This is a genomic window from Vitreimonas sp., assembly GCF_036392335.1.
Taxonomy (GTDB): domain Bacteria; phylum Pseudomonadota; class Alphaproteobacteria; order Caulobacterales; family Aquidulcibacteraceae; genus Vitreimonas.
Genome location: NZ_DASVYD010000074.1, coordinates 147,006 through 171,647 on the forward strand (window position 1 = coordinate 147,006; position 24,642 = coordinate 171,647).

General features: G+C 64.0%; 22 protein-coding genes and 1 pseudogene. 6 read left to right on the forward strand and 17 right to left on the reverse strand.

All coding sequences use genetic code 11. The features are described 5' to 3' along the window. The first annotated feature begins 8 nt into the window (after positions 1 to 8). The 3 genes from VF769_RS18200 (at position 9) to VF769_RS18210 (ending at position 4,377) form a co-directional block, all read left to right on the forward strand. Complete coding sequence (locus VF769_RS18200) at positions 9 to 1,361, forward strand: sigma-54 dependent transcriptional regulator (RefSeq protein ID WP_331009854.1); 1,353 nt, start codon at positions 9 to 11, stop codon at positions 1,359 to 1,361. 16 nt (positions 1,362 to 1,377) lie between these two features. Then, the gene (gene flhA / locus VF769_RS18205) at positions 1,378 to 3,477 is read left to right on the forward strand and encodes a flagellar biosynthesis protein FlhA (protein WP_331009855.1); all 2,100 of its coding nucleotides are present in this window, start codon (positions 1,378 to 1,380) and stop codon (positions 3,475 to 3,477) included. A gap of 90 nt (positions 3,478 to 3,567) precedes the next feature. Then, positions 3,568 to 4,377 carry an AAA family ATPase gene (locus VF769_RS18210; protein WP_331009856.1) on the forward strand — a complete coding sequence of 270 codons (810 nt, stop codon included), beginning with the start codon at positions 3,568 to 3,570 and terminating at the stop codon, positions 4,375 to 4,377. Positions 4,378 to 4,439: 62 nt separating this feature from the next. On the opposite strand, the gene VF769_RS18215 is transcribed toward VF769_RS18210, so the two are convergent. Further along, on the reverse strand, positions 4,440 to 4,859 hold the full coding sequence (locus VF769_RS18215) for a hypothetical protein (RefSeq protein WP_331009857.1): 420 nt from the start codon (positions 4,857 to 4,859) through the stop codon (positions 4,440 to 4,442). After that, entirely contained in the window at positions 4,856 to 6,175 is a 1,320-nt protein-coding gene (gene fliI / locus VF769_RS18220; protein WP_331009858.1) for a flagellar protein export ATPase FliI, read from the reverse strand. Before fliI ends, VF769_RS18215 begins: the two co-directional genes overlap by 4 nt. Before the next feature lie 318 nt (positions 6,176 to 6,493). On the opposite strand from fliI, the gene ctrA reads away from it, so the two are divergent. The 3 genes from ctrA to VF769_RS18235 all read left to right on the forward strand — a co-directional run bounded on the left by ctrA (position 6,494) and on the right by VF769_RS18235 (position 10,128). Beyond that, positions 6,494 to 7,216: a response regulator transcription factor CtrA gene (ctrA, locus tag VF769_RS18225; RefSeq protein ID WP_331009859.1), complete on the forward strand. Its 723-nt coding sequence runs from the start codon at positions 6,494 to 6,496 to the stop codon at positions 7,214 to 7,216. Between the two features lie 81 nt (positions 7,217 to 7,297). Further along, positions 7,298 to 8,779, forward strand: a complete 1,482-nt coding sequence (locus VF769_RS18230; protein WP_331009860.1) for a DUF885 domain-containing protein — start codon at positions 7,298 to 7,300, stop codon at positions 8,777 to 8,779. A gap of 44 nt (positions 8,780 to 8,823) precedes the next feature. Next, on the forward strand, positions 8,824 to 10,128 hold the full coding sequence (locus tag VF769_RS18235) for a pectate lyase (RefSeq protein WP_331009861.1): 1,305 nt from the start codon (positions 8,824 to 8,826) through the stop codon (positions 10,126 to 10,128). Here the strand turns inward: VF769_RS18235 and VF769_RS18240 are convergent, their stop codons facing one another. From VF769_RS18240 to VF769_RS18310, 15 genes and pseudogenes are all read right to left on the reverse strand, one after another. Beyond that, positions 10,129 to 11,766 (reverse strand): family 43 glycosylhydrolase, encoded by a 1,638-nt coding sequence (locus tag VF769_RS18240; protein ID WP_331009862.1) that lies wholly within the window; start codon positions 11,764 to 11,766, stop codon positions 10,129 to 10,131. It abuts the gene before it with no gap. Between the two features lie 62 nt (positions 11,767 to 11,828). Continuing rightward, complete coding sequence (locus VF769_RS18245) at positions 11,829 to 14,672, reverse strand: TonB-dependent receptor (RefSeq protein WP_331009863.1); 2,844 nt, start codon at positions 14,670 to 14,672, stop codon at positions 11,829 to 11,831. A gap of 223 nt (positions 14,673 to 14,895) precedes the next feature. After that, positions 14,896 to 16,554 (reverse strand): amidohydrolase, encoded by a 1,659-nt coding sequence (locus VF769_RS18250; protein WP_331009864.1) that lies wholly within the window; start codon positions 16,552 to 16,554, stop codon positions 14,896 to 14,898. Positions 16,555 to 16,606: 52 nt separating this feature from the next. Further along, on the reverse strand, positions 16,607 to 17,089 hold the full coding sequence (locus VF769_RS18255) for a hypothetical protein (RefSeq protein WP_331009865.1): 483 nt from the start codon (positions 17,087 to 17,089) through the stop codon (positions 16,607 to 16,609). Then, a complete protein-coding gene (locus VF769_RS18260; protein WP_331009866.1) occupies positions 17,086 to 17,694 on the reverse strand; it encodes a response regulator in 609 nt (202 codons plus the stop codon). The genes VF769_RS18255 and VF769_RS18260 overlap by 4 nt, the downstream gene beginning before the upstream one ends. 3 nt (positions 17,695 to 17,697) lie before the next feature. Continuing rightward, complete coding sequence (locus VF769_RS18265) at positions 17,698 to 18,081, reverse strand: hypothetical protein (protein WP_331009867.1); 384 nt, start codon at positions 18,079 to 18,081, stop codon at positions 17,698 to 17,700. Between the two features lie 8 nt (positions 18,082 to 18,089). Then, the gene (locus VF769_RS18270; RefSeq protein ID WP_331009868.1) at positions 18,090 to 18,656 is read right to left on the reverse strand and encodes a chemotaxis protein CheD; all 567 of its coding nucleotides are present in this window, start codon (positions 18,654 to 18,656) and stop codon (positions 18,090 to 18,092) included. Continuing rightward, positions 18,653 to 19,042: a response regulator gene (locus tag VF769_RS18275; protein WP_331009869.1), complete on the reverse strand. Its 390-nt coding sequence runs from the start codon at positions 19,040 to 19,042 to the stop codon at positions 18,653 to 18,655. Before VF769_RS18275 ends, VF769_RS18270 begins: the two co-directional genes overlap by 4 nt. Next, on the reverse strand, positions 19,042 to 20,079 hold the full coding sequence (locus VF769_RS18280) for a chemotaxis response regulator protein-glutamate methylesterase (protein WP_331009870.1): 1,038 nt from the start codon (positions 20,077 to 20,079) through the stop codon (positions 19,042 to 19,044). The genes VF769_RS18275 and VF769_RS18280 overlap by 1 nt, the downstream gene beginning before the upstream one ends. Next, complete coding sequence (locus tag VF769_RS18285; RefSeq protein ID WP_331009871.1) at positions 20,079 to 20,948, reverse strand: protein-glutamate O-methyltransferase; 870 nt, start codon at positions 20,946 to 20,948, stop codon at positions 20,079 to 20,081. The genes VF769_RS18280 and VF769_RS18285 overlap by 1 nt, the downstream gene beginning before the upstream one ends. Beyond that, positions 20,945 to 21,415, reverse strand: a complete 471-nt coding sequence (locus VF769_RS18290) for a chemotaxis protein CheW (protein ID WP_331009872.1) — start codon at positions 21,413 to 21,415, stop codon at positions 20,945 to 20,947. The genes VF769_RS18285 and VF769_RS18290 overlap by 4 nt, the downstream gene beginning before the upstream one ends. Position 21,416: 1 nt before the next feature. Continuing rightward, positions 21,417 to 23,627, reverse strand: coding sequence for a chemotaxis protein CheA (locus VF769_RS18295; protein ID WP_331009873.1), 2,211 nt, complete (start codon positions 23,625 to 23,627; stop codon positions 21,417 to 21,419). Between the two features lie 12 nt (positions 23,628 to 23,639). Beyond that, on the reverse strand, positions 23,640 to 24,005 hold the full coding sequence (locus tag VF769_RS18300; protein WP_331009874.1) for a response regulator: 366 nt from the start codon (positions 24,003 to 24,005) through the stop codon (positions 23,640 to 23,642). Further along, the gene (locus tag VF769_RS18305; RefSeq protein WP_331009875.1) at positions 24,002 to 24,283 is read right to left on the reverse strand and encodes an STAS domain-containing protein; all 282 of its coding nucleotides are present in this window, start codon (positions 24,281 to 24,283) and stop codon (positions 24,002 to 24,004) included. Before VF769_RS18305 ends, VF769_RS18300 begins: the two co-directional genes overlap by 4 nt. Before the next feature lie 2 nt (positions 24,284 to 24,285). Continuing rightward, positions 24,286 to 24,642: pseudogene (locus VF769_RS18310) on the reverse strand (hypothetical protein); the annotation flags it as partial.

Consider the following 24,642-nt stretch of genomic DNA (forward strand, 5'->3'; position numbering starts at 1 on the left):
GAATGAGTATGCGTTTGCTGATCGTTGGCCCGCTCGGAGGACAAATCTCCGCCGCCACACAGATCGCCATGAAGCATGGCGCCAAGGTCGCGCACGTCGATACGATCGAGCAAGCGACGAATGCCTTGCGCGCGGGCAAAGGCGCCGATCTGTTGATGGTCGATGCGCGGCTCGACATTGCGGCACTGATCGCGGCGAACGAGGCAGAGCACATCGTTGTGCCGGTGGTGGCGGCAGGCGTCGGCGTCGATCCGATGATGGCGGCGCGCGCAATTCGCCAAGGCGCGCGCGAATATATCTCGCTTCCGCCCGACGCGGAGCTGATCGCGGCGGTGCTTGCGGCGGTGTGCGACGATGATAAGCCGATGATCGTCGAAGACGCGGCGATGAAGCAGGTGATTGCGCTTGCCGATCAGATCGCGGGCTCGGACGCCTCGATCATGATCACCGGCGAAAGCGGCGTCGGCAAGGAAGTGATTGCGCGTTACGTCCACAAGAAGTCGAAGCGCAAGGACAAGCCGTTCATCGCAGTGAATTGCGCCGCGATTCCCGAGCAATTGCTGGAAAGCGAATTGTTCGGACACGAGAAGGGCGCGTTCACGGGGGCGGTGGCCCGGCGCATCGGCAAATTCGAGGAAGCAGATGGCGGGACGCTGCTGCTGGACGAAATCTCGGAAATGGATTTGCGGCTGCAATCGAAGCTGCTGCGCGCGCTGCAGGAGCGCGTGATTGACCGCGTCGGCGGCTCCAAGCCGGTGCCGGTGAATATTCGTGTGTTGGCGACGTCGAACCGCGACATGGGTCAAATGGTGCGCAGCGGCGAATTCCGCGAAGACCTGCTCTATCGCCTAAACGTCGTGAACCTGCGCATTCCACCGCTCCGCGAGCGTAAGGACGATGCGGCGGCGCTGTCGCAATTCTTCATCGACAAATATGCGCGCGCGAATGGCCGCCCTGCCCGGCGCTTGTCCAAGGAGGCGCTCGCGCAGGTGCAGGCGCATTCGTGGCCTGGCAATGTGCGGGAGCTGGAAAACGCGATGCACCGCGCCGTGCTGTTGGCGAACAGCGAGGATGTCGGCGCCGATGCGATCCGCGCCCCGGATGGCGCGCCCGTGGGCGCCCGCGATGCGACCGGCGCGGCAATCGAGGCGGCGCAGGAAGCGGCGCGACATTTGGTGGGCCGCACGGTGGCGGAAGTGGAGCAGGATTTGATCCTGGAGACGCTGACGCACTGCCTCGGCAATCGCACACACGCGGCGCACATCCTGGGGATTTCGATCCGCACGCTGCGCAACAAACTGAAGCAATATTCGGACGAAGGCGTACGCATCCCGCCGCCGCCGACCGGTCAAGCTGCTTAAAGAGAAACACAATTAAATGACTGACGCGGCGCAGCCCCAGGGACAGGCACTCTCATTCGACGTTCTGCGCGGCTTCGTCTTGCGCGGCGAGATCGCGCTTGCCGTGGGCGTGCTCGGCATTCTGGCGATCATGCTGGTGCCGCTGCCGCCGCTCCTGCTCGACTTCCTGTTGGCGATCTCGATTACGACGTCGATCCTCGTGCTGATGACGGCGCTGATGATCAAGAAGCCGCTTGAGTTCACCGCCTTTCCGGCCGTGCTGCTGCTGACGACATTGCTGCGACTTGCGCTCAATGTGGCGACCACGCGTCTCATTCTCGGCAATGGCCAGACGGGTGAGCACGCGGCGGGCGAAGTGATCGCGGCCTTCGCGAGCTTCGTCATGGGCGGCGAGTTCGTGATCGGCGTCATCGTGTTTGCGATCCTCGTGATCGTAAACTTCGTTGTCATCACCAAGGGTTCGACGCGGATCGCCGAGGTTGCGGCGCGCTTCACCTTGGACGCGATGCCCGGCAAGCAGATGGCGATCGACGCCGACCTCTCCGCCGGCTTGATCAATGATCAGCAGGCGCGCGAACGACGCAAGGCGCTGGAAGACGAAAGCGCATTCTTCGGGGCCATGGACGGCGCCTCGAAGTTCGTACGCGGCGACGCGATCGCGGGCTTGCTGATCGTGTTCATCAACATCATCGGCGGCATCATTATCGGCGTCGTGTCGCATGGCATGGATTTCGCCGAAGCCGGCCGCACCTACACATTGTTGACCGTAGGCGACGGCTTGGTGTCGCAAATCCCGGCGCTGATCATCTCGGTTGCGGCAGGCTTGCTGGTGACCAAGGCCGGCGTCGATGGCGCGGCGGACAAGGCGCTGGTGAAGCAACTCGCCTCCTACCCGGTCGTGCTGGGCGTAGTTTCGGCGTGCGCGTTCGCGATGGGCGTGCTGCCCGGCATGCCCATCATTCCATTCTGGGTCCTCGCGTTCGCATCTGGCTTGTTGGCGTGGCGCTTGCGCGAAGCCAGTCGGGTGACCGCGGAGGCCGCAGCTGTGGCGGCCGCGTCGCCGGCGGACGCCGCGCCGGTTGAAGAAACGCCGCAAGCGTCGCTGGCGATGGATGACGTGCGCATCGAGCTCGGATTCTCCCTGCTGCCGCTGATCAATGACGTGCAGGGCCGCCGTCTCACCGATCAGATCAAGGCGTTGCGCAAGACGCTGGCGCAGGAATACGGCTTCGTGATGCCGAGCGTGCGCATCTTGGATAATGTGCAGCTCGCGGCGGATCGCTATCAGATCCGCATTCGCGAAATGGACGCGGGCGAAGGCAAGCTCAAGATGGGCGGCTTGTTGGCGATGGATCCGACTGGCGCCGGAATCGCCATTCCTGGCGACAAGGTGAAGGAACCGGCGTTCGGCCTGGACGCGGTATGGATCGATGAGCGCGCGCGGGAGGAAGCCAGCTTCCGCGGCTACACCGTGGTCGATCCAGCGACCGTGCTCGCGACCCACCTGACCGAGATCATCAAGGAGCACATGAGCGAGCTGCTGACCTTCTCGGAAGTGAAAAAGCTGATCAAGGACCTGCCGAAAGACACCCAGCAATTGCTCGACGATGTCGCGCCGGCGCACATCTCGTGGTCGGGCGTGCAGCGCATTCTGCAAAACCTGTTGAAGGAGCGCGTCTCCATCCGCGATCTCGGCGCCATCGTGGAAGCGATCGCCGAGGCGGCGCCGGCGATGCACGACCTGGTGCTCATCACCGAGCACGTGCGGGGCCGCCTCGCGCGCCAGATTTGCTACCAGCACCGCAATGCGGACGGCTCGTTGCCGATCATTTCACTGTCGCCGACCTGGGAGCAGACCTTTTCGGAATCTGTGGTGGGCGAAGGCCAGAGCCGTCAGCTCGCGCTGCCGCCCTCGAAGCTGCACGATTTCGTGGCCGATGTGCGCTCGGCGTTCGAACGTGCGGCCAAGGCCGGCGAAACACCGGTGCTGCTCACCTCCCCCAGCATTCGCCCGTTCGTGCGCTCGCTGATCGAACGCTTTCGCCCGTCGACGGCGGTGCTCGGCCAAGGTGAAGTGCACGCCAAGGTGCGCTTGAAGGCGATGGGCCAAGTCTGAGCTGCTGTATTACTCGCAATTAAGCGCGCGTTAACCAAAAGGACTGGCCGCGCTAACGGTAAGTGAACTCTTATCGGCTCATATCGAGGCATGACCGGCGCAACCGCCATGTCCGAAACGCCGCTGCCGCGCACGCGCGCAGCGCCGATTTACGCCGTCGCTTCGGGTAAGGGCGGCGTCGGCAAGACGTGGCTGTCGACCATGCTCTCGATCGCTTTTGGCCGCGCGGGGCATCGCTCGCTGCTGGTCGATTGCGATTTGGGCTTGGCCAATGTCGACGTGCAGCTCGGCATTCGCGCGCAGCACGACCTCGCTTCCGTCATTCGCGGTTTCCATGAGCTCAACGCGGCGGTGACGCCGGTTTTGGGCGGGCCGGGCCGCAATGGCGGCTTCGATCTGATCGCCGGCCGCTCGGGCACAGGCGAATTGGGCGCAACCAAGATTGAGGAAGTCGCGCGCATCGCCAATGCGCTGAAGCTGCACGATATCTCGGCGCATTATGACCGCATCATTCTCGATCTCGCCGCCGGCATCGACCCGACCGTGCTGCGCTTCGCGCGCGCCGCGGACAAGATGATCCTGGTGACGAACGAAGAGCCGACGGCGCTGACGGACGCCTACGCCATGATCAAAGTGATGCGCCTGCAAGGCTCGCAGATCGTGCCGTGGGTTGTGGTGAACCAGGCCGAGAACCGGATGAAGGGCAAGAAGGTCTTCGACCAGTTCGCTCTGGCTTGTAACGAATATCTGGGCTTCAAGCCGAAATTCGCGGGCGCGATCACCCGCGATCCGCGCGTGCCAGATTCGATCCGCGCTCAAACGCCGCTGCCGATCCGCCATCCACAAAGCCAGGCGTATGAAGATGTGATCCGCGTGGTTGAGACGCTGAACGCTGGGTAAGACAATATGGGAGTAAGGCAGTAGGGCAATAGGGTTGCTTACCGCCGTACCACCCTACTCCCTTACTGCCGTTCACCGCGCGCCGCCCGCATTGTCGCAAACTCATCCAGCTCCGCGGACTCGCGCTTCTCCTGCGTGAGCTTTTGGCGCTTCTCTTCGAGCTCGATCAGGCGTTCGAATTTTCGGGCTTCGACGTGCGCTTCGGCAATCAATGTGCGCAGACGCTCGATTTCTTCGTTGATGACGACGCGCTCGGCTTCGAGCGCACGGCGGCGCTGAGCGGCGAGCACGGCGAAACCGCTGTAAGCGCGCGCGGAATCGTAATCGAGCATGGCGAGCTGTTGTTCGGCGCGTAAAGTCTGCTCGTGACCAAGCATGCGCTCTTCGCAATCGCGCAGCCGCGACATCTGATCGGCGAGCGCGCGCTGCAATGTGTCGAGATCGCGCTGCGCGAGCTTCAGGAGGGTGCGGAAAGCCTTCATTGCAGCGCCTCAGCTAGCATCGCGAAACTCTCGTCAAAGCTGGTTTGCTCGTGACGGCCTTGGCTAAGCAAACGCTCCAGCGCCGGGCGCACGCGCACCGCTTCATCGACGTCAGCGTCCGCGCCGGGCTTGTAGGCCCCGATGCGGATCAGTTCTTCCATTTCTTCGTAGAGCGACAGCGAGGCGCGCGCGCGCGCCAGCAGCGCGTTCTCCTCGTCGGTGTGGCACATCGGCATGAGGCGCGAGATGCTCTTCAGTACATTGATCGCCGGATACCGGCCGCGCTCGGCGATCGAGCGCTCCATGACGATGTGGCCATCGAGAATGCCGCGCACGGCGTCAGCGATCGGTTCGTTGTGATCGTCGCCATCGACCAGCACAGTGAAGAGCGCGGTGATCGAGCCGCTCTCCCCTTCGTGGCCGGGGCCGGCGCGTTCGAGCAGTTTGGGCAATTCGGCGAAGACAGACGGCGTGTAGCCTTTGGTCGTCGGCGGCTCGCCGACGGAGAGGCCAATCTCGCGCTGGGCCATGGCGAGACGCGTCACGGAATCGACAAGCAGCAACACGTCCAGGCCTTCATCGCGGAAATGTTCGGCGACGGCGCAGGCCATGTGCGGCGCCAAGCGACGGCGGGCGGCGGCTTCGTCCGAGGTCGCAACAACGACGACGGAGCGCGCGCGTCCCTCCTCGCCCAGCGTGTCCTCGATGAATTCCTTCACTTCGCGGCCGCGCTCGCCGACCAGGCCGATGACGATGACGTCCGCTTTGGCGCCGCGCGCCAGCATCGACATCAGCACCGATTTGCCGACGCCGGAGCCCGCGAACACGCCCATGCGCTGCCCCCGGCAAAGGGCGGCGAACATATTGAGCGCACGCACGCCGACGTCGAGCCGGTCGCCAACGCGGGCGCGATCATGGGCGGATGGCGGCGCGGCGCGGACGAGGCGCGGCTTCAGGCCTTGCGGTAATGGCCCCGCCCCATCCACAGGCTGACCGAAGCAATCGATGACGCGTCCGAGCCAAGCGCGCGACGGGCGCACCATCGGCGCCGAGCCTTCAAGCGTGACGCGCGCGCCCGGGCGAATGGCTTCGATCGAATCGTACGGCGCGAGCAAAGCGCGATCGCCACGGAAGCCGACGATTTCGCCGCGCGTAACTTGTGATCCGTGAATCGTCGCGCGCGCGCCGAGTGCAAGCGCTTCTTGCGGCCCGGTGGCTTCGACCAGGAAGCCTGACAAGCCTGTCACGCGCCCTTCGAAGCGGCGCGGATCGAGCGCGTCGATGTCTGCAGTGATGCGAGAGAGAAGTGTTGGCATCGCGCCCGTAAGTTTCCTCACACCTTCTGCATTTTTATGGTGAACCAAAACCTAACGCGCTGCGCTTGCGCGGCGCGGCTCGTTCGCGAGCCGATTCAAAACGTCGCGGTTAAAAATGTGTTCTAGTCCGTTTGTGACTCTTGCTCGCACGCGCGAACACTGATTCACACGTATTAACGGAAATCGCTGAGGGCAGGCGTAAACAAACAAGGCAAGCGCGCAGGTAAGAAATCTTACCGCCGTTAACACTTTAATCACGGGTCGGAACGATTCTGTGGATTAACGTTGCCGAGATGTTGCGCCGACGGGGAGCATGTAATGCGAGTCTTGTTGATTGAAGACGATAGCGCGACGGCGCAGGGCATTGAGCTGATGCTCAAGTCCGAAGGCTTCAACATCTACTCAACGGATCTTGGCGAGGAAGGCATCGACCTCGGCAAGCTCTATGATTACGACATCATCGTGCTCGACCTGACGCTGCCCGACATGCACGGGTACGAGGTGCTGAAGCAGCTGCGCGTGGCGCGGGTGAACACCCCGATCCTGATCCTTTCGGGCACGGCCGACATCGACACGAAGGTCCGCGGCCTCGGCTACGGCGCCGACGATTACATGACCAAGCCCTTCAACAAGGACGAACTGATCGCCCGCATCAACGCGATCGTCCGCCGCTCGAAGGGGCACGCTCATTCCGTCATCAGAACGGGCGACATCACCGTGAACCTCGACGCCAAGACGGTCGAAGTCACCGGTCAGCGCGTCCACCTGACGGGCAAAGAATACCAAATGCTGGAGCTGCTCTCGCTCCGCAAAGGCACGACGCTGACGAAAGAGATGTTCCTGAACCATCTCTATGGCGGCATGGACGAGCCGGAACTCAAGATCATCGACGTGTTCATCTGCAAGCTGCGCAAGAAGCTGGCGGCGGCCACGGGCGGCGAGCACTACATCGAGACGGTGTGGGGCCGCGGTTACGTGTTGCGCGACCCGCAGGAAGCTGGCGCGACCGCTTCGGTGACGTCGGGCGTCGCGGCGGCGTAAAGCCCCTCTTCGCTTACAATTGAATCGCCACAACGGCTCATGCGGATGCGCGTGGGCCGTTGTTCGTTTAGGCTTGGGCGCATGATGGATCGCCGCTCTCTTTTGCTGGCTGGCGCCGGCGCGCTTTCGGCTTGTGCGACGGCCGCGCCCCCTGGCGAACCGATGAGCGATGGCGATTTCCGCGCGCTGGTGGACGGATGGGCGACCGCCGATCGGCGCGAGCGCGCGGTCGATATTGCCGTGTTCGATCCGCGCCGGCTGAGCGCCAGCGGTCGCATTCTCTACGACGGGATTGCGCAAGGTTCGGGGGCCGATGGTTTGCTCGCGTCGTTTCCGTGGGGACGCAACGGCACGCCCTACGCAGTGAGTCACCGTTACGGCGCGTATCGGCGCGCGAATGCGGATGCGGCGGCGATCGATGCGGAGACTGCGCAGCTCAACACCGACGCGGATGCGGGGATCGTAGCGCCTTTAGCTGTGCTCGATGCGGCGATCGCGGCAATCGATGCGGCGGCGGCGCGCGCGAGCGGCGCGGCGGCCGACGCGATGCGGCGGCAAAGCGCTGCATTGGCCGAGTTGCGCGCGCGATCTCGGATCGACGCGGGCGTTTGGGCGTTACCGGGCGGCGCGGATTTCTATGCATTGGCGCTGCAGTTTCAGCTCGGCGAAGAAGTTACGCCGCGCGACGCGCACCGGCGCGCGCTCGGGTATTGCCGGTCATTGCAGCGCGAAGCGGATGTGGTGTTGCGTGCGCAAGGGCTGACGCGCGGGTCGGTGGGAGAACGTCTGCGCGCGTTCTCGGCAGATGAGCGGCAGCTTTATGCGAACAGCGCTGAAGGCAAAGCGCAGGCTGTGGCCGACATGAACGCGGCGCTGGCGCGAGTGCGGCCTTTGCTGCGCGACGTTTTGGACGGCGCCGACACGCCAGCCGAAGTGCGGCTTGTGCCGCCGGAGGCGGAAGCGGGCGGCATGGCGGGGCGGCGCGAGGGCGGCGTGTATCACGTCGATTTCGGCGCGATCCGCGCGCGGCCAAAGTGGACGCTGGCGACTGTCGCCTATCATGAGCTTGTGCCGGGGCATATTTTGCAGGCGCCGTTCGAGCGCGCCGCGCAGGCGCCGGCGCTGCAGACGCGTTACGCCAGCGGCTACAGCGAAGGTTGGGCGATTTATGCAGAGCGCTTGGCGGATGAGACCGGCGCGTATGCCGACGATCCGGCGAGCCGCCTTGGCTATCTGCAATGGATGCTGTTTCGCTTCGGCCGCATCGTCGCGGACACCGGCATTCATGTGATGCGCTGGAGTCGCGAACGCGCGATCCAGGAGCTGCGTGAACTGCAGGGCGACAGCATCGCGTTCGTCAGCATCGAGGAAGACGTGCTGCGCATGTGCGCGCAGCCGGGGGCGGCGGCGGCGCAGGGGTTGGCGGCGATGCGGATCGCGGAGCTGCGCGATGAGACGCGCCGGCGCTTAAGCGCGCGCGATTTTCATGCGGCGATGCTGCGCCACGGCCCCCTCTCCCCGCCAGGTTTGGCGCAAGCCGCGCGTGCTGCGGGTGCTCACTAAAACCCCACTTGATTCAGCATTGTTACCGGTGTCATTACACCAGGATGCACAGCCCGATTTCACGCCGCACCTTGCTTGCGCTGAGCGCCAGCGTCGCCGCCTTTCCAAGCGCCGCGTGCGCGACCGCACCGGCCTCGCCAGCGTCGGCGCTCCATGGCTGGGTGCGTCGGCCTTATGGCGGCGCGGGCGGGCGGATCGTGCGCGTCACGTCGCTTGCAGCCGAAGGGCCGGGCTCATTGGATGCGGCGCTGCGCGAGGAAGGGCCACGCATCATCGTGTTTGAGGTCGGCGGCGTTATCGATCTGGGCGGCGAAATTCTGGGCGTGCGCGAGCCGTTCGTGACCATTGCCGGCGAGACCGCACCGGGACCGGGCATCACGCTCATTCGCGGCGGCGTGCGCATTCGCACGCACAATGTGCTGGTGCGCCACCTGCATGTGCGCCCGGGCGATGCGGAACGGGCGCCGCAAAGCGGCTGGGAAGTGGATGGCGTGGTGACGGAAGCTGGCGCCTATGATGTGATCGTCGATCATTGCTCGATCACGTGGGCGACAGATGAGAATCTCTCGGCGTCGGGGCCGCGCTTCGAAGGCGCGTCGGTGGCGGAATGGCGCGAGACCACTTCGCACCGGATCAGCTTCACCAACAACATTGTCGCCGAAGGCTTGTCGAACGCGACGCATTCGAAGGGCGAGCATTCCAAAGGCAGCCTGATCCATGACAATGTTCAGGACGTGCTGATCGCCGGCAATCTTTACATGAACAATCGTGAGCGTAATCCGCTGTTCAAGGGCGGCGCCTCGGGCGCGGTGGTCAACAATCTGATCTACAATCCGGGTCGGCGCTTTCTGCACTACAATCTGCACGCCACCGAATGGGAAGGTCAGCCGCATCAGACGGGCAGCCTCGCCATTGTCGGCAATGAGTTTCGCGCGGGGCCGTCAACGCCGGCGGACTCGATTGCGATTGCGTTGGGCGGGCAAGGGCCGCTTGAGCTGCATGCGCGCGACAATCTCGTCAGCGCAGCGGCGGGCGCGACGGCCCCTACCCCGTTCGGACGCTTTGGCGATGGATCGGCGCAATTGATCGAGGTCGCGGCCCAAGCGCCGTGGCCGCAGGACTTGCGGGCGCTGACGGCGCGCGATGTGGCGGCATCGGTGTTGCGCAATGCGGGCGCGCGGCCTTGGGCGCGTGATGCGATCGATGCGCGCTTGATCGCGGATGTCGAAGCGGGGCGCGGGCGTGTGATCGATAGCCAGAACGACGTTGGCGGCTATCCGACATACGCCGAGGTGCGGGCGCCCTTTGATCCGGCGCGTTGGGATTTGGAAAACGGCGTGCCGCGCTAGCTAGAGCGCGCGGTAGGTGACGCGCTTGAAGCGCGCTTCTCCGGCGCCAGCGGCGTAAATCGCCGGACGCAAGCTTAGGAAATCGCCCATCGTGTTGTGGTGATAGCCGGAGACTTCCATCTGCACGCCGTGGCGCGTCCAAGTCACGCCATCGCGTGAATGATGGATGGTGACGATGTTGCGGTCGTTGCGTAGGCGCAGGAATAAGCGTCGGGGGTTGTCGCCGACGGGCGCTGCGCCGCGACGTTGTAGACCGTAGCGATGCATGACGACGCCGCGTGAATCGAAACCGAGGCCGGCATAGAGGCGACGATTGTAGAACAGAAGTACGCCGGCTTCAGCGCCCTCATCGACCTCGATCTCAGTTTCGATCTCGTAGCCGAGATCGCCGCAGATGAAGGCGAGTGGCGAGCAATCGCCGGGGTTCGTCCCCTTCGCGCGCATGCCAAGGCCGAAATCGCCACGGCGCAGACGTTGCGATTCGTTGGGGCCTGGATCGTAGAAGGCCCACTGAATACCGAGGCGATCGGTGCTGAAATCATCGCTGAGCGGCGCGCCGTGATCGGCGCTGAGATGCGGCAAGGGTTTGCGCAACGGGCGCGAGAGATCGCCGCCGAGCGGGCGGAACCAGTTGTCGTCGGTCCATTCCGCCGGCTCGAGTAAGGTTTGGCGCCCGAGTGTCCAGAAGCCGTTTTCGTAGCCGTGATAGACGAGATGCCAGCCGCCATCGGGGCCGTCGATCAAAGTTGCATGACCGCGCGACCACCATTTCTCGCGCGCCGACCAGGTGCGCAGGATCGGATTGTGCGGGCAGTCCTCCCATGGCCCATGCAGCGAACGCGCGCGCGCGGCGATGACCATGTGGCCGGTTGGCGGACCGGCCGTGCCGCCGACGGCGGTGATCATGTAATAATACTCGCCGCGGCGGGTGATCTTCGGACCTTCGGGCGAGAAGCTTTCGACGGTCCAATCTTCGGGATAGCGCCATGGATCGTAGACGTGCTCGACAGCGCCGGCGAGCGAGAGACCATCGGCGCTGAGTTCGACGCGATCGCCGCCGCTTAAGAAAAGGAAACGGCGGCCGTCTTCTGAAACCGCGTGACAGGGATCGATGTGGCGCGGCAGGCCGAGATCGATCGGCTCGCTCCAAGGGCCTTCGATGTTCTCCGCGTGGATCACATAGATCGAGCGGTGCTGCGGCGTGCGCGCGGGGATGTAGAGATAATAGCGGCCGTTATGCTTGCAGAGATCGGGCGCCCAGACAGAGCCGATCGGTGTACGCAGCGCGGCTTGCAGCGGGCGCCAGTTCACCAGGTCCAGCGACGCCCAGATCAAGAGACCTGGGTACGCGTCGAACGACGAGAAGGTCATGTAATAGGTGTCGCCATCCTTGATGATGGATGGGTCCGGACGATCGCCGGAGAAGATGGGATTGAGATAGCGACCATTGCCGAGATCGGCGCGGCGTTGGCCTTCAAAGCCGCGGCGCCATTCGAGATGTGACCACTCGAGTCCGGCGCTGGTGAGTTCGCCTTCACGACGCGCGGCGGCTGGCGCGGCGATGGCGCTAGCGCAGCCCGACAGCAAACCGAAAGAGCCCGCCCCTGCCCCGGCGATGAACACGCGACGTGTGGTCATGGCGGCAAGCTCCAGACATGAAAAGGCCGCGTCGCCTTGGCGATGACGCGGCCTTCGCGTGCTTAGTAATTGTAGCGGAAGCCGACGACGAACTCGCGGCCCGTATGCTCGTAGTTCAAACTGTTGTGGCGCTCGGTGCTGATCCAGCGTTCGTCATACTGATCGGTGAGGTTCAGCGCCTCGAACGAGAAGGTCAGATGCTCATTGAGATCGTAGGACGCCGAGAAGTCGACATTGAGCTGCTCGGCCTTGCCTTCGACGTCATTGCCATTCTGCGCTGGCACCAGCGTGAGATATTCGTCGCGATACGTGCCTGAGACACGCGCTTCGAACGGGCCGCGCTCGTAATAGAGCGTGGCGGAGTACGAGGTCGGCGATTGGCCGACGAGCGATTCGACCACTGTGTCGCCCGTGTTCGGATTGGTGATGTATTCGAACTCAGACTCGATGCTGGTGTAGTTGAACACGCCGCCGAAATCGTTGAACGGCGCCGGCAGGAACGAGAATGGCGTTTGGAACGTGATCTCGTAACCGGTCAGATCACCGCCGGGCGTGTTCACCCAGGACGTGACCTGGAAGATATCCGCGCCGGTTACGCCCGGGGGCAAGAGGTCGAGCGGGAAGCCCGTATCCGCATACGGGACGTCACGGCGCAGACGCTGTACGAACGTATCGATCTCCTTGCTGAAGAAAGCGATCGAGAAGAGCGCTTCATCGTAAGGATAATATTCGATGCTGAGATCGAAATTCTGCGACCGGATCGGATCAAGGAACGGGTTGCCGGTGTTCAGCGAGAGACCGGGCGGACTTGCGTCCACCGAACCGCCAGGCGTCAGCGCGTCGAGCGATGGACGCGCCATCACTTCGGCGGCGGCGAAGCGAACCAGCAGATTGTCGATCGGCTCAAGCACCATGTTCAAGGACGGCAGCGTGTCCTCATAGGAATGCTCCACCGTGATCGGGCTCCCGCTTAGGATACCGGTGGAGGTGAGCTGCGTTTCCACGTAGCGCACGCCGACATTGCCGCGGAACGGCATACCCGCCAGTTCGGTGTTCCAGTCGAGTTGCGCGAACACGCCATTGGAGCGCTCATAGGCCGAGCGGGTCTCCCCGTCCTGCCGGCGCAGTCGGAAGTCGCCGTAGGCGTTCACGCAATTGCAGTCGTAGTCGATGATATCCATCAGCGCGTTGACATCCGGCACCACCCACGTCGTCGGCGTGCCAGCCGGAAGGTCCATGCCGCTGCCAAAGCCGGAGATGGTCGTCGCAAAGTCAGCGAGCACGTAGCCGTTGTTTGCGAGTTCGGTCAGCACGCTGGCGGGCAGCGCTTCGCTGGCGCGCCGCCATTCTTGGACGTCGAATCCGAATTCCTTCGTCGAACCACCGAAGCGCAGCGAGAACACGTCGTTGATCTCGTAGTCGAAATCCACGCGGAAGGTTTCGTAGGTGTTCAACGTCTTGTTCGGACGCAAGCGAATGAGAGACGCGTCACCCAATGCCGTCGAGGCGCTGTAGACCCAGCTCGCCGGATCGGTGACGTCGAACCCGTAATTGAATTGGGGGAGGTTCGGGTCCGAATAATCGTAGGAATAGCCGTCCACATCATAACGCTCGAACGAGAGCGTGGTCTGCTGCGGGTTGCGACCCATGGCGCGCGAGATGCCGCCCAACAGACGCATGCTGAAGCGGTCATTGAAATCGTGCTCGATCTCAAGCGAGCTCTGGATGAATTCGGTCTCGAGCAAATCGATGCGCTGCTCGGAGCGAATGTCCACGTCGTTGAACGTACCTGATACCAAGTTGCGATTGTCGTCGATGACGCCGCTTACAAGATCGACCGCGCGGTGACCTTGCACGCCGGTTTCGCGCGCAAAGCTGATAACTTCGAGGAATTCTTCGGTGCGCTCCTGCTCAAACATGGCGTAGAGCGTATCAAGTGAGATGCGCGTGGAGTTCGCGGGATCCCATTGCAGCGACAGGGTCGAACCGAGGCGCTCACGGTCGTAGCCAATGCGGCCATAGCGCGGGATACGCGGGTGCGAGGCGTTGGCGGCAGCCTCTGCGGCCGCGGCGCCAACGAGCACATTGCCGTCCGCGTCGGTGATGGTGCCGACAGATTGGTAGCAGCGTGTGAGGTTCACATATGGCGCAACGCAGCCGTCGTCGGCAGGCACCCGGAAGCGACCCGAGCTGGAGCCTTCCTCGAACGTGTTGCGATTGGCGTAAGCGACCGAAAAGAGCGCGCCGAGATCACCATCCATCCAGCGATTGCTGATCAGGAACGTGGCGCGCGGGTCGGTCTCTTCCGACAGATCATTGTGCGAAGCCTGACCGCCGAAGGCCAATTCGAAGCCGTCGAAATCGAACGGACGGGCCGTGCGCAGGCCGACGGTCGCGCCGAGCGAACCTTCGTCGGCGGCGGCTTCCTGTGACTTGGACACGGTGACGTTGTTGAAGAGTTCAGAGGCGAAGACGCTGAAATCGAATTGGCGGTTGCGGTTGGCGCGGCCGTCGCGGCCGCCGGTGGTGGCCAAAGCTTCCATGCCGTTCAGCTGCACGCGGACGAAATCCGAGCTCAGACCACGGACATTGATGGAGCGACCTTCGCCGCCGTCGCGGTCGATTTGCACGCCCGGGACGCGCTGGAGCGATTCAGCGAGGTTCAGGTCTGGAAAATCGCCGATGTCCTCGGCGCTGATGGAGTCCACGATCGTGGTGGCTTCGCGCTTAATGTCGATCGAGGCGGCGAGCGAGCCGCGGAAGCCGGTGACGACGATCTCTTCATCGTCGGCCTCATCCTGCGCGAAGGCAATGCTGCCCGCGCCCATGCCCACGGCCATGCTGAGCGCCGCAAGCGATGCGCCACACAGAGTCCAACGATGCTTCTTAGACGACTTTACCGCCATCACGCTCCCTCCCCGACAGGCTGGGGGACGGCGGGTTGTTTGAAAACCCCTGCCCCCAGTCGCGTTTCGATCCCATGACACCGCTTTCTTGGTCTTTGCCACCGGTGTCTATTTCACGAATAGGACATGAAATGCCCGCTTGGCAAGCGCTATCCTTCCTTTCCGGCAAGAACGATCATTCAGCTGTTGCGTTTTCGCGCCACCTCGGCTTGGCGACGAGGCCCTAATTCGCCTCGTGGGCGATACGGCCATCGACCAGCGTAAGGCGGGCTTGGGCCGTTGGAATCGCGGAAGGTTCGACGGTCATCAGGTCGACGGAGAACACACTGACGTCGGCGCGCTTGCCGACTTCGATTGTCCCGCGCTCGCGCTCCGCGAACGCGGCATAAGCCGGCGCCCAGGTGAGCATGCGCAGCGCCTCGGCGCGTGTGACGGCCTGGTCAAGCCGCCAATCGGCGCCAGCGAAGCCTGTGAGGTCGTGCCGGTAAGCGGCGGCGTAGAACTCGATCAGCGGATCGCCCCTCTCCACCGGCGCGTCGCTCCCGCCGGCGATAACAGCGCCGCTATCAAGAAGCGAACGCCACGCGTAAGCGCCGGCGAGTCGCTCCCGGCCCAGACGCGACGGCGCGAAATGCAGATCGCTGATGGCGTGCGAGGGCTGCATCGATGCGACGATCCCGAGTGCGGCGAAACGGGGAATATCGTCAGCGGCGAGGACTTGCGCGTGTTCAATGCGCCAGCGCGCGGCCCGAGATGCGCCGCTGTCGTCGCCGAACGCGTCGCGGTACGCGTCGAGCACCAAGCGATTGCCGCGGTCGCCGATCGCGTGGGTGGCGATCTGGACATTTTGCGCTCTCGCGCGCGCGAGAAACGCGCGCAACTCGTCCGGCGGCGTGACGAGCAATCCGTCGCCGTGCGCGTCAGCATAGGGAGCGAGGAGCGCGGCGCCGCGTGAGCCAAGCGCGCCGTCCATGTAGAGTTTGACGCCACGCACATGCGCGTTGCCCACCGCAAATGCGCCACGCCGGAATACGATCTGGGAATCTTCCGGCGTGAGATAGATGTCAGTGTGGATCGGCGCTTCGCCAGCGGCGGCGAATTCCTGCAACAGCATCGCTTCCGCGAGGCTGGTGCTCATATTGGTCGCGCCGGTCCAGCCACGCGCGGCGTAAAGGCTGAGCGCCTGCGCAAGCGCCTGGCGTTGCATCGCAGCCGTCGGCGCGGGCAAGCGGCTTTGCACCAAGCCCATAGCGTTGTCGATCAACATGCCGGTGGCGCGTCCGTCAGCGTGACGCTCTATACTGCCGCCGGCGGGATTGGCCGTAGTGCTGTCGACGCCAGCGAGCGCCAAGGCCGCGCCGTTCACGACTGCAGCATGACCGTCGACGCGCTCCAGAAACACCGGACGATCGCCGACGATGTCGTCAAGATCGGCGCGGTTGGGGAAGCGCCGCTCGGGCCAATGGGTTTCGATCCAGCCGCGGCCATATATGGCGCCCTCCGGATGTGTGGCGGCATAGGCGTGCAAACGCTCGCGTAGGCCAGCGACTGAGCCAACGCCAACGAGATCGAGCACCATCGCGGCCATGCCGACGCCGCCAAGGTGACAATGACCATCCTTGAAGCCTGGAAACGCCGCCGCACCGGCCAAGTCGATCAGGCGCGCGCCGCGGGCCCGAGCGCTCACGTCCGACAGCGCGCCGAGCGCTGCGAAGCGGCCGTTGCGAATACGCACGGCCTCGACGCGCGGGGTCGCGGCCACGCCGGTATAGATCGGACCGCCATGCAGGATGAGATCTGGCGACGGCTCGGCGCTGGCGCAGCCGGCCGCTAGCGCAGCAAGCGCAACGCCGCCGAGTTCTCTACGGTTGCACATGCGCATGCTGATCTCCCCTTTTCTGACAGGGGTAGCCCTCAGCGTCCGACGCGCAAGATCAGGTCGTCGATTCTTCGGTCAAAAGCGGCTCGACAAGGCGCGCGGTAAGGTCGCGTAGGCCTTCGAGCACCGCGGCGCGCGCTGATTGATCGCCCGCCATGTCGGGGTGACGCAGCGCGCGCATGGAATCGATGTGCACACGAATGGTGGCCGCACGCGTTGGCGTGCGGTCGCCGGAATCAAGCAGAGTGCAGAGCGAATAGGCGGCGGCGCTCAGCTCGCTAAGCCCAAAACTACCGCTCTCGCTGAATATCTCGTTGGCGATGAGATACATCGCCTCGTCACGGCTGGCGTTTTCGGGACGCGCCGCCATGTTGGCGAGCACGGCGAGCTTTTGATCAAGCGCCTGCATGCACGACTCGCGGATGCTCTCCAGCGCCGCCGAAGCATTGTGCAGGGCGACGCCAATGCTAACGCCGCCAGGCGCCTGCAGCATCTTGGCCAAGCGGTTCTCGGGTCGAAACCGGCGCACAACGCTCATAAACTCACCCGTTGCGGCTTCATGAAATTATCGATGTCGTCTTGCGACATGTTGGGTTCGCTTGCCTCGCCGAGCGGATCCTTGATGTCTGAGGAACGCCGGCCGTCACTCCCGGGCGGGAGCCCCTCGAACTTGAAACGGCGATCGGGCCCCACATAACCGCCAGCTTCGACGAAGGGCCGCTTGTCTCGCGCCACCCAGAGAATACGCTGCAGCAGGACATTGGGGGCGAGTGGCTTGCTGATGAAGTAATTGGCGCCGGTGTCGCGTGCGCGCTTCACCCGCGACACGCGCGGGTGGCCGGACATCAGGATGACCGGTGCAAAGCAATTCGGCTCCACCATCCCGGTGCGGAGAGTGCGTACGAAATTATAGCCGGCGCCATCTTCGACGTCGGGGTCGATCAAGATGAGGTCGAAGGTTTTATGCTTCACCAGCTCCGCCGCCTCGCGGATCGAGGTCGTGCGATGCGATTCCGCGATGCCGAAGCCCTTGAGGATTTGACCGAGAATGTCGGCGGCGTGCGTGGTGGTTTCGACCACGAGCACGATGGCTTTGGACAAATTGATCGGTGTACTGGGGCTGAGGTCGAACTCGACGCTCATGGCCTAGCCCCAAAGGATGTCGTCGTCGATATCCTTCGGTTCGCTCGCCGTGCCGGCCAAGCGATCGCGTACGTCGGCGAGCTTCACGCGGTCAAGCGCCTCCGTCACCGACACCGCGCCAAGATTGCCGCCCGCGCGCGCCAGTTCGCCCAGGAAATCGCTGACGGCGTGAACGTGCTGCAGCACGAGATCGAGGTGTTGAAGTTCGCCGGTGGCCGGCGCCGCGTTCGGGCTGTTCTTGATCAGATCCAGGATAGCGGTCTCAAGGAGGAGTCCACGCTCATAGGCGTGTTGCAGCTCCGTCGCCGCGGCGGCAAGCACCTCGCCGAGCGGCTGCTGGCCCTCGTCCTCGGTGGTTGGTGTTTGGTTTTCCGCAGTGGCGCGCATGGGTGACCTCAGAACAATTCGATGGCGCCGGCTTCCGCTGGCGCTGGCGCAACGACGGCGCGCTTGCGCTCCGCCTTGAAGACTTCGGTGTCGGCGGAATCCAGAATGAGTTGGGCCATGCGGCCCGAGTTCGGCCAAAAGCGAATGCGCCGCGGCTTGTCGCCGCCAAGGCTCTTGCCGAGACAGGGAATGCCTTCCGCGGCGAGGAACTTCTCCGCGAACTCCGCATTTTGGCGGCCGATGTCCGACAGACCTTCGACGACGCGCGCGCCGCCAAACAATTTTGCGACTAGGCGCCCTTTGGACGCGCCCTTCTGCAGCAGGCCGTTGATCAACAATTCCATCGAATAGACGCCGTACTTCATGCTGTCGTTGCGGCCGTCGGTGCTGCCGGGCAGCAGGAAGTGGTTCATGCCGCCCAGACCCAATACGGGATCGCGCACGCAGGCGGCCACGCACGAACCCAACACCGTGGTGAGAACCACGTTGGGGTCGTCGCTGATCTGGAACTGTCCTTGGACGACATGAACCAGACGCTCGCGCGGCGCTGCTGCGGGGGCGACGGCTGGGTTCACGTCAGTGCGCCGAACACCGCTTCGATCTTCTGCTTGAGCGACGCCGTGGTGAACGGCTTCGTCAGGTAATTGTTGACGCCGAACTGGATGGCGCGCTGCACCAGCTCTTTGTCGGACCGACCGGTGAGCATGATGAAAGCGGTCTTCTTCGTCGGCTCGTGCGAGCGGATGGCGCGCAGGAAATCCAGCCCGTCCATTTTCGGCATATTGTAATCCGAGATCACGAGGTGCGCGCCTTTGGTGACGAGGGTCTTGAGCCCCTCCTCGCCGTCTGGCGCTTCGTTGACGTCGGTGAAGCCGATCTGCTGCAACGCGGACCGGACAAGGGCGCGCATCGTCAATTGATCATCGACGACGAGCACCCGAATGCTGGACGCGGCGGGCATTAAGCGGCTCCCTTCATAGCATCGGTGCAAAGGTCAAGCACCGCCGAGCAAATCCGCGATAGCGGCAATTGTCTTTCGACAGCGCCGAGTTCGTGCGCGGCGCGCGGCATGCCATAGACGACGCAGCTGGTTTCATCCTGACCCAGCGTGCGGGCGCCCGCGTCGCGCATCCGCTTCAGACCGGCGGCGCCGTCGCGGCCCATGCCGGTGAGGATGACGCCGACAGACCGCGCGCCGACGCTCGCGGCCACGCTGTCGAACAGGACATCGACGGACGGGCGGTGGCCGTTGACGGTAGCGGCCTCGAACAAGCGACAGCGCAGGTTCGAGCCGCTGCCTTCGACCTTCAAGTGCATGTCTCCGCCTGGCGCGAGATAGACGTGGCCGATTTGGATCGGCATGCCGTCTTCAGCCTCGTGCACTGTTGGCGCGCACGTGCGGTCCAGGCGTTGGGCGAAATTGCGCGTGAACACGGGCGGCATGTGCTGCGTGATCACGGTCGGTGGGCAATTCGCCGGATAGGTTTGCAGCACCGTTTGCAGCGCCTCGACGCCGCCGGTGGACGAGCCGATGGCGACAAGGTTGCGATTGGGCTTGAAGCTTGAGGTGGGCGCAGCTTGCGGCGCGGCGGCGGCGCGCGAGCGAACCCGAGAATTGGCGGCGGCGCGGATCATGTCCGCGAGCGGTCGGAACGCGGCCCGGATGTCGCCGTCGCGTGGTTTGCCGATGCAGTCAAAGGCGCCAAGCTCCAGCGCCTGCAGCGTGGCGTCGGCGCCCTCCTGGGTCAGCGTCGAGATCATAATGACGGGCGTCGGCCGCAGGCGCATCAAGCGTTCAAGGAATTCAATGCCGTTCATGTTCGGCATTTCGACGTCGAGCGTGACGACATCCGGATTGAGCGCCTTGATCGCTTCGCGCGCCTCGAGCGGATCGCAGGCGGAGCCAACGACCTCAATGTCCTGCTCGGACTTCAAGACGCTCGCGATCATCGCCCGCATCGTGGGCGAATCATCGACGATGAGTACGCGGATGCTCATCACGCTCCCCGCTTTAATTTGTAGGTTGTGAGGCCGTCAGTTTCGAAGTTCGGATCGTTCACGCGCTCGGAATGGCCGATATAGAGACGTGCGTGCGGATGCATGTGCTGGCGATAACGGCCCCAGATGCGTTCCTGCGTCGGCTCTTCGAAGTAGATAACGACGTTGCGGCAAAAGATGGCGTCGAACTTGCCTTTGATCGGCCAGTCGCCGATCAGATTGAGTTCATTGAACGTGATGAGGGACCGCAATTCCGGCGACACCATCCAGTCGCCAGAGTCGCGATCCCGCTTCAGATAGCGATCGCGCAGCTCTCTCGGCACCGGCGACACGTGGTCTTCTGTGTAGACGCCACGCCGGCCGGTCTGGACTACGTTCGGATCGATGTCGGTGGCGAGAATCTTAACATCAAGACGCGTGGCCTCGGGGATGACGGAGAGCACCGTCATGGCCATCGAGTATGGCTCCTGCCCTGTTGAGCAGCCGGCCGACCACAGGCGCATGCGTCCGCCCGCCTTCACTGATGCGGCCAGCGGTTCCAGAATTTGCGTGCGAAGCAGATCGAAATGGTGCGGCTCGCGAAAGAAGCGCGTCACGTTGGTGGTGAGCGCAGCGAGCATATTGATGCGCTCATCGGCCCCCTCCGGGGTCGCCACGAGCGCGACGTAGGCCGCGAAGTCCGGCAGGCGCAACGCACGAATGCGCTTGGCCAAGCGCGAATATACCAGCGTCGCCTTCGCCGGCGGCAGGTGAATGCCGGCGTCCGCGTGTAGCATCGCGGCGACCGCTTTGAAGTCGGCCTCCGTGAAATGGTATTCGCCTTGTACGAGCGCTTCGTCTTCGCGCGCACGCCGGGCCGGGTTCGTCATGCCGCTTCCTCAAGCGATTGGTCGGGAAGGATTTGATCGAGCACGATCCAAGAGATCATGCGCCCTTCGACGGCGAGGATGCCCTTCACGAAACGCTTCACCGCATCGCAGGCGACATCCGGCGTCGGCTGGATCGCATCAGCCGTCGTGGTGAGGATCTCGGACACAGCGTCGACCAGCAGGCCGACGACACGGCTGCCGATACGCACGACGATGATGACGTGGCGCGCGTTCGGCTCGGTGACGCCAAAGCCCAAACGGTTCGCCAAATCGATGATCGGCAGCACCGCGCCGCGCAAGTTGATCACGCCGCGCACATAAGGCGGCGATTGCGGCAGCGGAGTCGCGGCGGCCCAGCCGCGGATTTCGCGGACGGCCATGATGTCCACGCAATATTCCTGCTCGCCGATCCGGAAGGAGATCAGCTCCAGGCGATTCTGGGCGAATTCGATATCGTCGTTGGTCATATCAGCCTGCCTTTGCCAATTGGGTTTCATTGCGCGTTTCGCTGACGCGCTGTGCGATCAATCCGTCGACGTCGAGGATGAGCGCGACGCGGCCGTCGCCGAGGATGGTGGCGGCAGCGACGCCTTCGACGCGCTGGTAATTCGCTTCCAAGCTCTTGATCACGACTTGGCGCTGACCTTGGATATCGTCCACCAGCAGCGCCGCACGGCCGCCGCCTTCGCTTTCGACCAGCAACACCACCCCGCTATCGGGTTGCGCGGATTCCTTGCGGAAACCCAGCGCGACACCGACGTCCACCAGCGGCACGAACGCGTCGCGCACGGCGATGACGGTGCGATTGGGGCCAAGGCGGCGCACTTCCCCGGGTTTCGGCTGCAGCGTCTCGATGATGGTCGTGAGCGGCGCGATCAGCGTTTGCTGCGCGGCGCTGACGACCATGCCGTCAAGCACGGCGAGCGTGAGCGGCAGCGAAAGCGTGAAGGTGGAGCCTTTGCCAGGGTTGGATGTGATGGAGATGCGGCCGCCGAGCGCTTGGATCGAGCGCTTCACCACATCCATGCCGACGCCACGGCCGGAAATGTCGGAGATGGTGGATGCGGTAGAGAAGCCCGGCAGGAAGATGATGTTGTCGATCTCTTCGTCGGTCATGTTGAGGTCGGGCGGAATGAGGCCCTTCTCGATCGCCTTGGCTTTGACCCGCTCACGATTGATGCCGCGTCCGTCGTCGGCAACCTCAATGACGATGCGGCCCGAGCGGTGCAGCGCCGCGAGGCGGATCGTGCCTTCCGCCGGCTTGCCGGCGTCGATCCGCTCTTGGGTGGTTTCAAGACCATGATCGACCGCGTTGCGCAGCATGTGCGTGATCGGATCGGAGAGGCGTTCGATGACGGTCTTGTCCACCTCGGTACCCTCGCCGTCCATGACCAGGCGCACCTGCTTGTTGGTGGCGGTGGCGATCTCGCGCACCAGACGCGGCATGCGCTGGAACACCGATTTCACCGGCTGCGCGCGGATCGCCATAACGCTGTCCTGCAGCTCGCGCGTGAGCTGTTCGAGTTCGTCGAGACCCATGGCGACATTGGATGAGCGCGCGACGCCGGTTTCGGCGACACGCTGCGCCAGCATGGCCTGATTGATCACAAGCTCACCAACGAGGTCGATGAGGCGATCGACGCGCTCCAAATCGACGCGGATCGTGGCGTTGGCTGCAGGCGCGCCGCCCTTGGACTCAGCATCCGCAGCCGCTACGGCGGCGGGCGCGGCCTTGGCGGCGGGCGTGGGCGCTGGCGCAGCCGACGGCTTGGGCGTCGGCGCCGGTGCAGGCGCCGCCGCAACGACGGGCGGAGGCGCGACAGGTTCGATCACAGGCATGGGGGCCGCGATCGGCGCAGGCGCCTGTGCGCTGACGCGCTCGACAATTAGATCGCAATCACCTTCGACAAAGTCGAAAATCTCGCGGATCGCGGCCTCGTCCTTGTCGCTGTTGAGGAAGCAAGTCCACGAAAGATACGACGCATTGACATCCATCGCATCAAGCGACGGCACGAGCGTATCGTCGACAGCGACGTCGCAATCGCCAAGCAGCGCCAGCTCGCGCAGCAAAATGGTGGCGTCGCTTCCCTTCGCGTAGAGCGTCGGGCGCGGCGTGAACGTGATTTTCCAGATCTCTTCGCCGCCAGCAGCTTCCGTGGGCGTATCGAGCAGCGGCACGTCGTCGACCGACACACGCAACGGCACGAAACCCCATTCATCAGGCTCCGGGTCGGCGTCGGGGGACGCTGGCGGCGCCGTTGCGGCGGGCGCTGCTGTCACGGCAGGCGCATTGTCGCCAAGCGCGAGATGCTCAAGCTCCTCCATCAGGGTGTTGCAGCGGTCTTGATCGACCGTGCCGCCATCGCGCGCGGCGTGCACCAGGTCGGCCAGGACATCGCTAGCGCGCAGCATGACGTGCACGACGTCGGCGCTGATGGCGAGCTTGTCCGAGCGCATCAGATCGAGGACTGTCTCGAACGTGTGCGAGAATTTCACCAGGTCTTCGAAGCCGAACGCGCCCGCGCCACCCTTCACCGAGTGCACCGCGCGAAAGACAGCGTTCACCGTCTCGCGATCGCCCGTACCCTCTTCCAGCGCCATCAGGCCGGCTTCGAGCTCTCCGAGCTGTTCGTCACATTCCTGGAAGAACGTGACCTTGATTGCGTCCATCGGATCCATGACGCGCGCTCCTTAAGCCGAGACCCGGCGGATGGCTTCAACCAAACGCGCCGCATCGAACGGCTTTACGATCCAGCCCGTCGCGCCCGCATCACGCGCGCGCGCCTTTTTTGCCGCATCGCTTTCAGTCGAGAGAACCAAGATCGGCGTGGCGCGGTGTTGTTCGACGCCGCGCACGCGCTCGATGAAGCCGAAGCCGTCGAGCTTGGGCATGTTGATGTCGGTGATGATCACGTCGGCGCCGTGTTCGGCGAGCACTGCGAGACCATGCTCGCCGTCTTCGGCCTGCACAACGTCGAAGCCCGCGCCCTTGAGCGCCATCAACAGCATTTCCCGCATCATGCGGGAATCATCGACGGTGAGAATACGCATGCTCATGACGCCACCTGCTCCGTGAAATAGGCATCCATGCCGACATGACCGAGTGCACGGAGCATCTCGGGCGATGGGTTGGCGAGCGTGAAGTCCACGCCGTCCTGCAGCCAAGTGCGCTGCGCCGACGCGAGCACCTGAATGCATTGCCCGCCAATACGCTGAACATCGCCGCCGTCCACTTCGACAGGCTTGCCGCGCTGGGCGAGGAATTGGTCACGCAAGGCGCCGGCTGCTCGAAAATCGAGCGAGGGCGGGAGTTTGACTTGGATCGCTTGGCTCATGATCAAAACTCCTCCCACGACTCAACCTTCGTGGCGGGCGGCGACATGCTGACCCGTCGCGTCGGCTTGGCCGCGGCGAACGCCGCCAGTCGTTCTTGTTGTTGAAGCACCGGATTGGCGCGTTTGGGTGCGGGCGTATCGGCAGTCACCGGCGCGGGATTTGCGCGCTTGGGCGGAGCGGCCTGCACGGTCGCCGGCGGCGCTGCGGCGCGCGCAGGCGGCGTGGGTCGCGCGGTCGCGGCCGGGCGCGCCGCTGGTTTCGGCGCGGAAACAACCTGAGTCGCAGAGCGCGACACATCAAAACGCGCGACGAGTTGGGCCAATTGCTGGGCCTCGTGCGCGAGCGCGTGACTGGCGGC

Bases quoted from the DNA above. Each gene is read 5' to 3' on its own strand.
- VF769_RS18280 (WP_331009870.1), bottom strand. From the start codon at position 20,079: ATGAGCATCCGCGTACTCATCGTCGATGATTCGCCCACGATGCGGGCG.
- VF769_RS18240 (WP_331009862.1), bottom strand. From the start codon at position 11,766: ATGACCACACGTCGCGTGTTCATCGCCGGGGCAGGGGCGGGCTCTTTC.
- VF769_RS18245 (WP_331009863.1), bottom strand. From the start codon at position 14,672: ATGGCGGTAAAGTCGTCTAAGAAGCATCGTTGGACTCTGTGTGGCGCA.
- VF769_RS18200 (WP_331009854.1), top strand. From the start codon at position 9: ATGCGTTTGCTGATCGTTGGCCCGCTCGGAGGACAAATCTCCGCCGCC.
- VF769_RS18250 (WP_331009864.1), bottom strand. From the start codon at position 16,554: ATGCGCATGTGCAACCGTAGAGAACTCGGCGGCGTTGCGCTTGCTGCG.
- flhA (WP_331009855.1), top strand. From the start codon at position 1,378: ATGACTGACGCGGCGCAGCCCCAGGGACAGGCACTCTCATTCGACGTT.
- VF769_RS18275 (WP_331009869.1), bottom strand. From the start codon at position 19,042: ATGCCCGCCGCGTCCAGCATTCGGGTGCTCGTCGTCGATGATCAATTG.
- fliI (WP_331009858.1), bottom strand. From the start codon at position 6,175: ATGCCAACACTTCTCTCTCGCATCACTGCAGACATCGACGCGCTCGAT.
- VF769_RS18210 (WP_331009856.1), top strand. From the start codon at position 3,568: ATGACCGGCGCAACCGCCATGTCCGAAACGCCGCTGCCGCGCACGCGC.
- VF769_RS18300 (WP_331009874.1), bottom strand. From the start codon at position 24,005: ATGAGCATGCGTATTCTCACCGTCGATGATTCCCGCATGATGCGGGAA.
- VF769_RS18265 (WP_331009867.1), bottom strand. From the start codon at position 18,081: ATGCGCGCCACTGCGGAAAACCAAACACCAACCACCGAGGACGAGGGC.
- VF769_RS18305 (WP_331009875.1), bottom strand. From the start codon at position 24,283: ATGAGCCAAGCGATCCAAGTCAAACTCCCGCCCTCGCTCGATTTTCGA.
- VF769_RS18285 (WP_331009871.1), bottom strand. From the start codon at position 20,948: ATGACGAACCCGGCCCGGCGTGCGCGCGAAGACGAAGCGCTCGTACAA.
- VF769_RS18255 (WP_331009865.1), bottom strand. From the start codon at position 17,089: ATGAGCGTTGTGCGCCGGTTTCGACCCGAGAACCGCTTGGCCAAGATG.
- VF769_RS18215 (WP_331009857.1), bottom strand. From the start codon at position 4,859: ATGAAGGCTTTCCGCACCCTCCTGAAGCTCGCGCAGCGCGATCTCGAC.
- VF769_RS18235 (WP_331009861.1), top strand. From the start codon at position 8,824: ATGCACAGCCCGATTTCACGCCGCACCTTGCTTGCGCTGAGCGCCAGC.
- VF769_RS18295 (WP_331009873.1), bottom strand. From the start codon at position 23,627: ATGGATCCGATGGACGCAATCAAGGTCACGTTCTTCCAGGAATGTGAC.
- ctrA (WP_331009859.1), top strand. From the start codon at position 6,494: ATGCGAGTCTTGTTGATTGAAGACGATAGCGCGACGGCGCAGGGCATT.
- VF769_RS18230 (WP_331009860.1), top strand. From the start codon at position 7,298: ATGATGGATCGCCGCTCTCTTTTGCTGGCTGGCGCCGGCGCGCTTTCG.
- VF769_RS18260 (WP_331009866.1), bottom strand. From the start codon at position 17,694: ATGAGCGTCGAGTTCGACCTCAGCCCCAGTACACCGATCAATTTGTCC.
- VF769_RS18290 (WP_331009872.1), bottom strand. From the start codon at position 21,415: ATGACCAACGACGATATCGAATTCGCCCAGAATCGCCTGGAGCTGATC.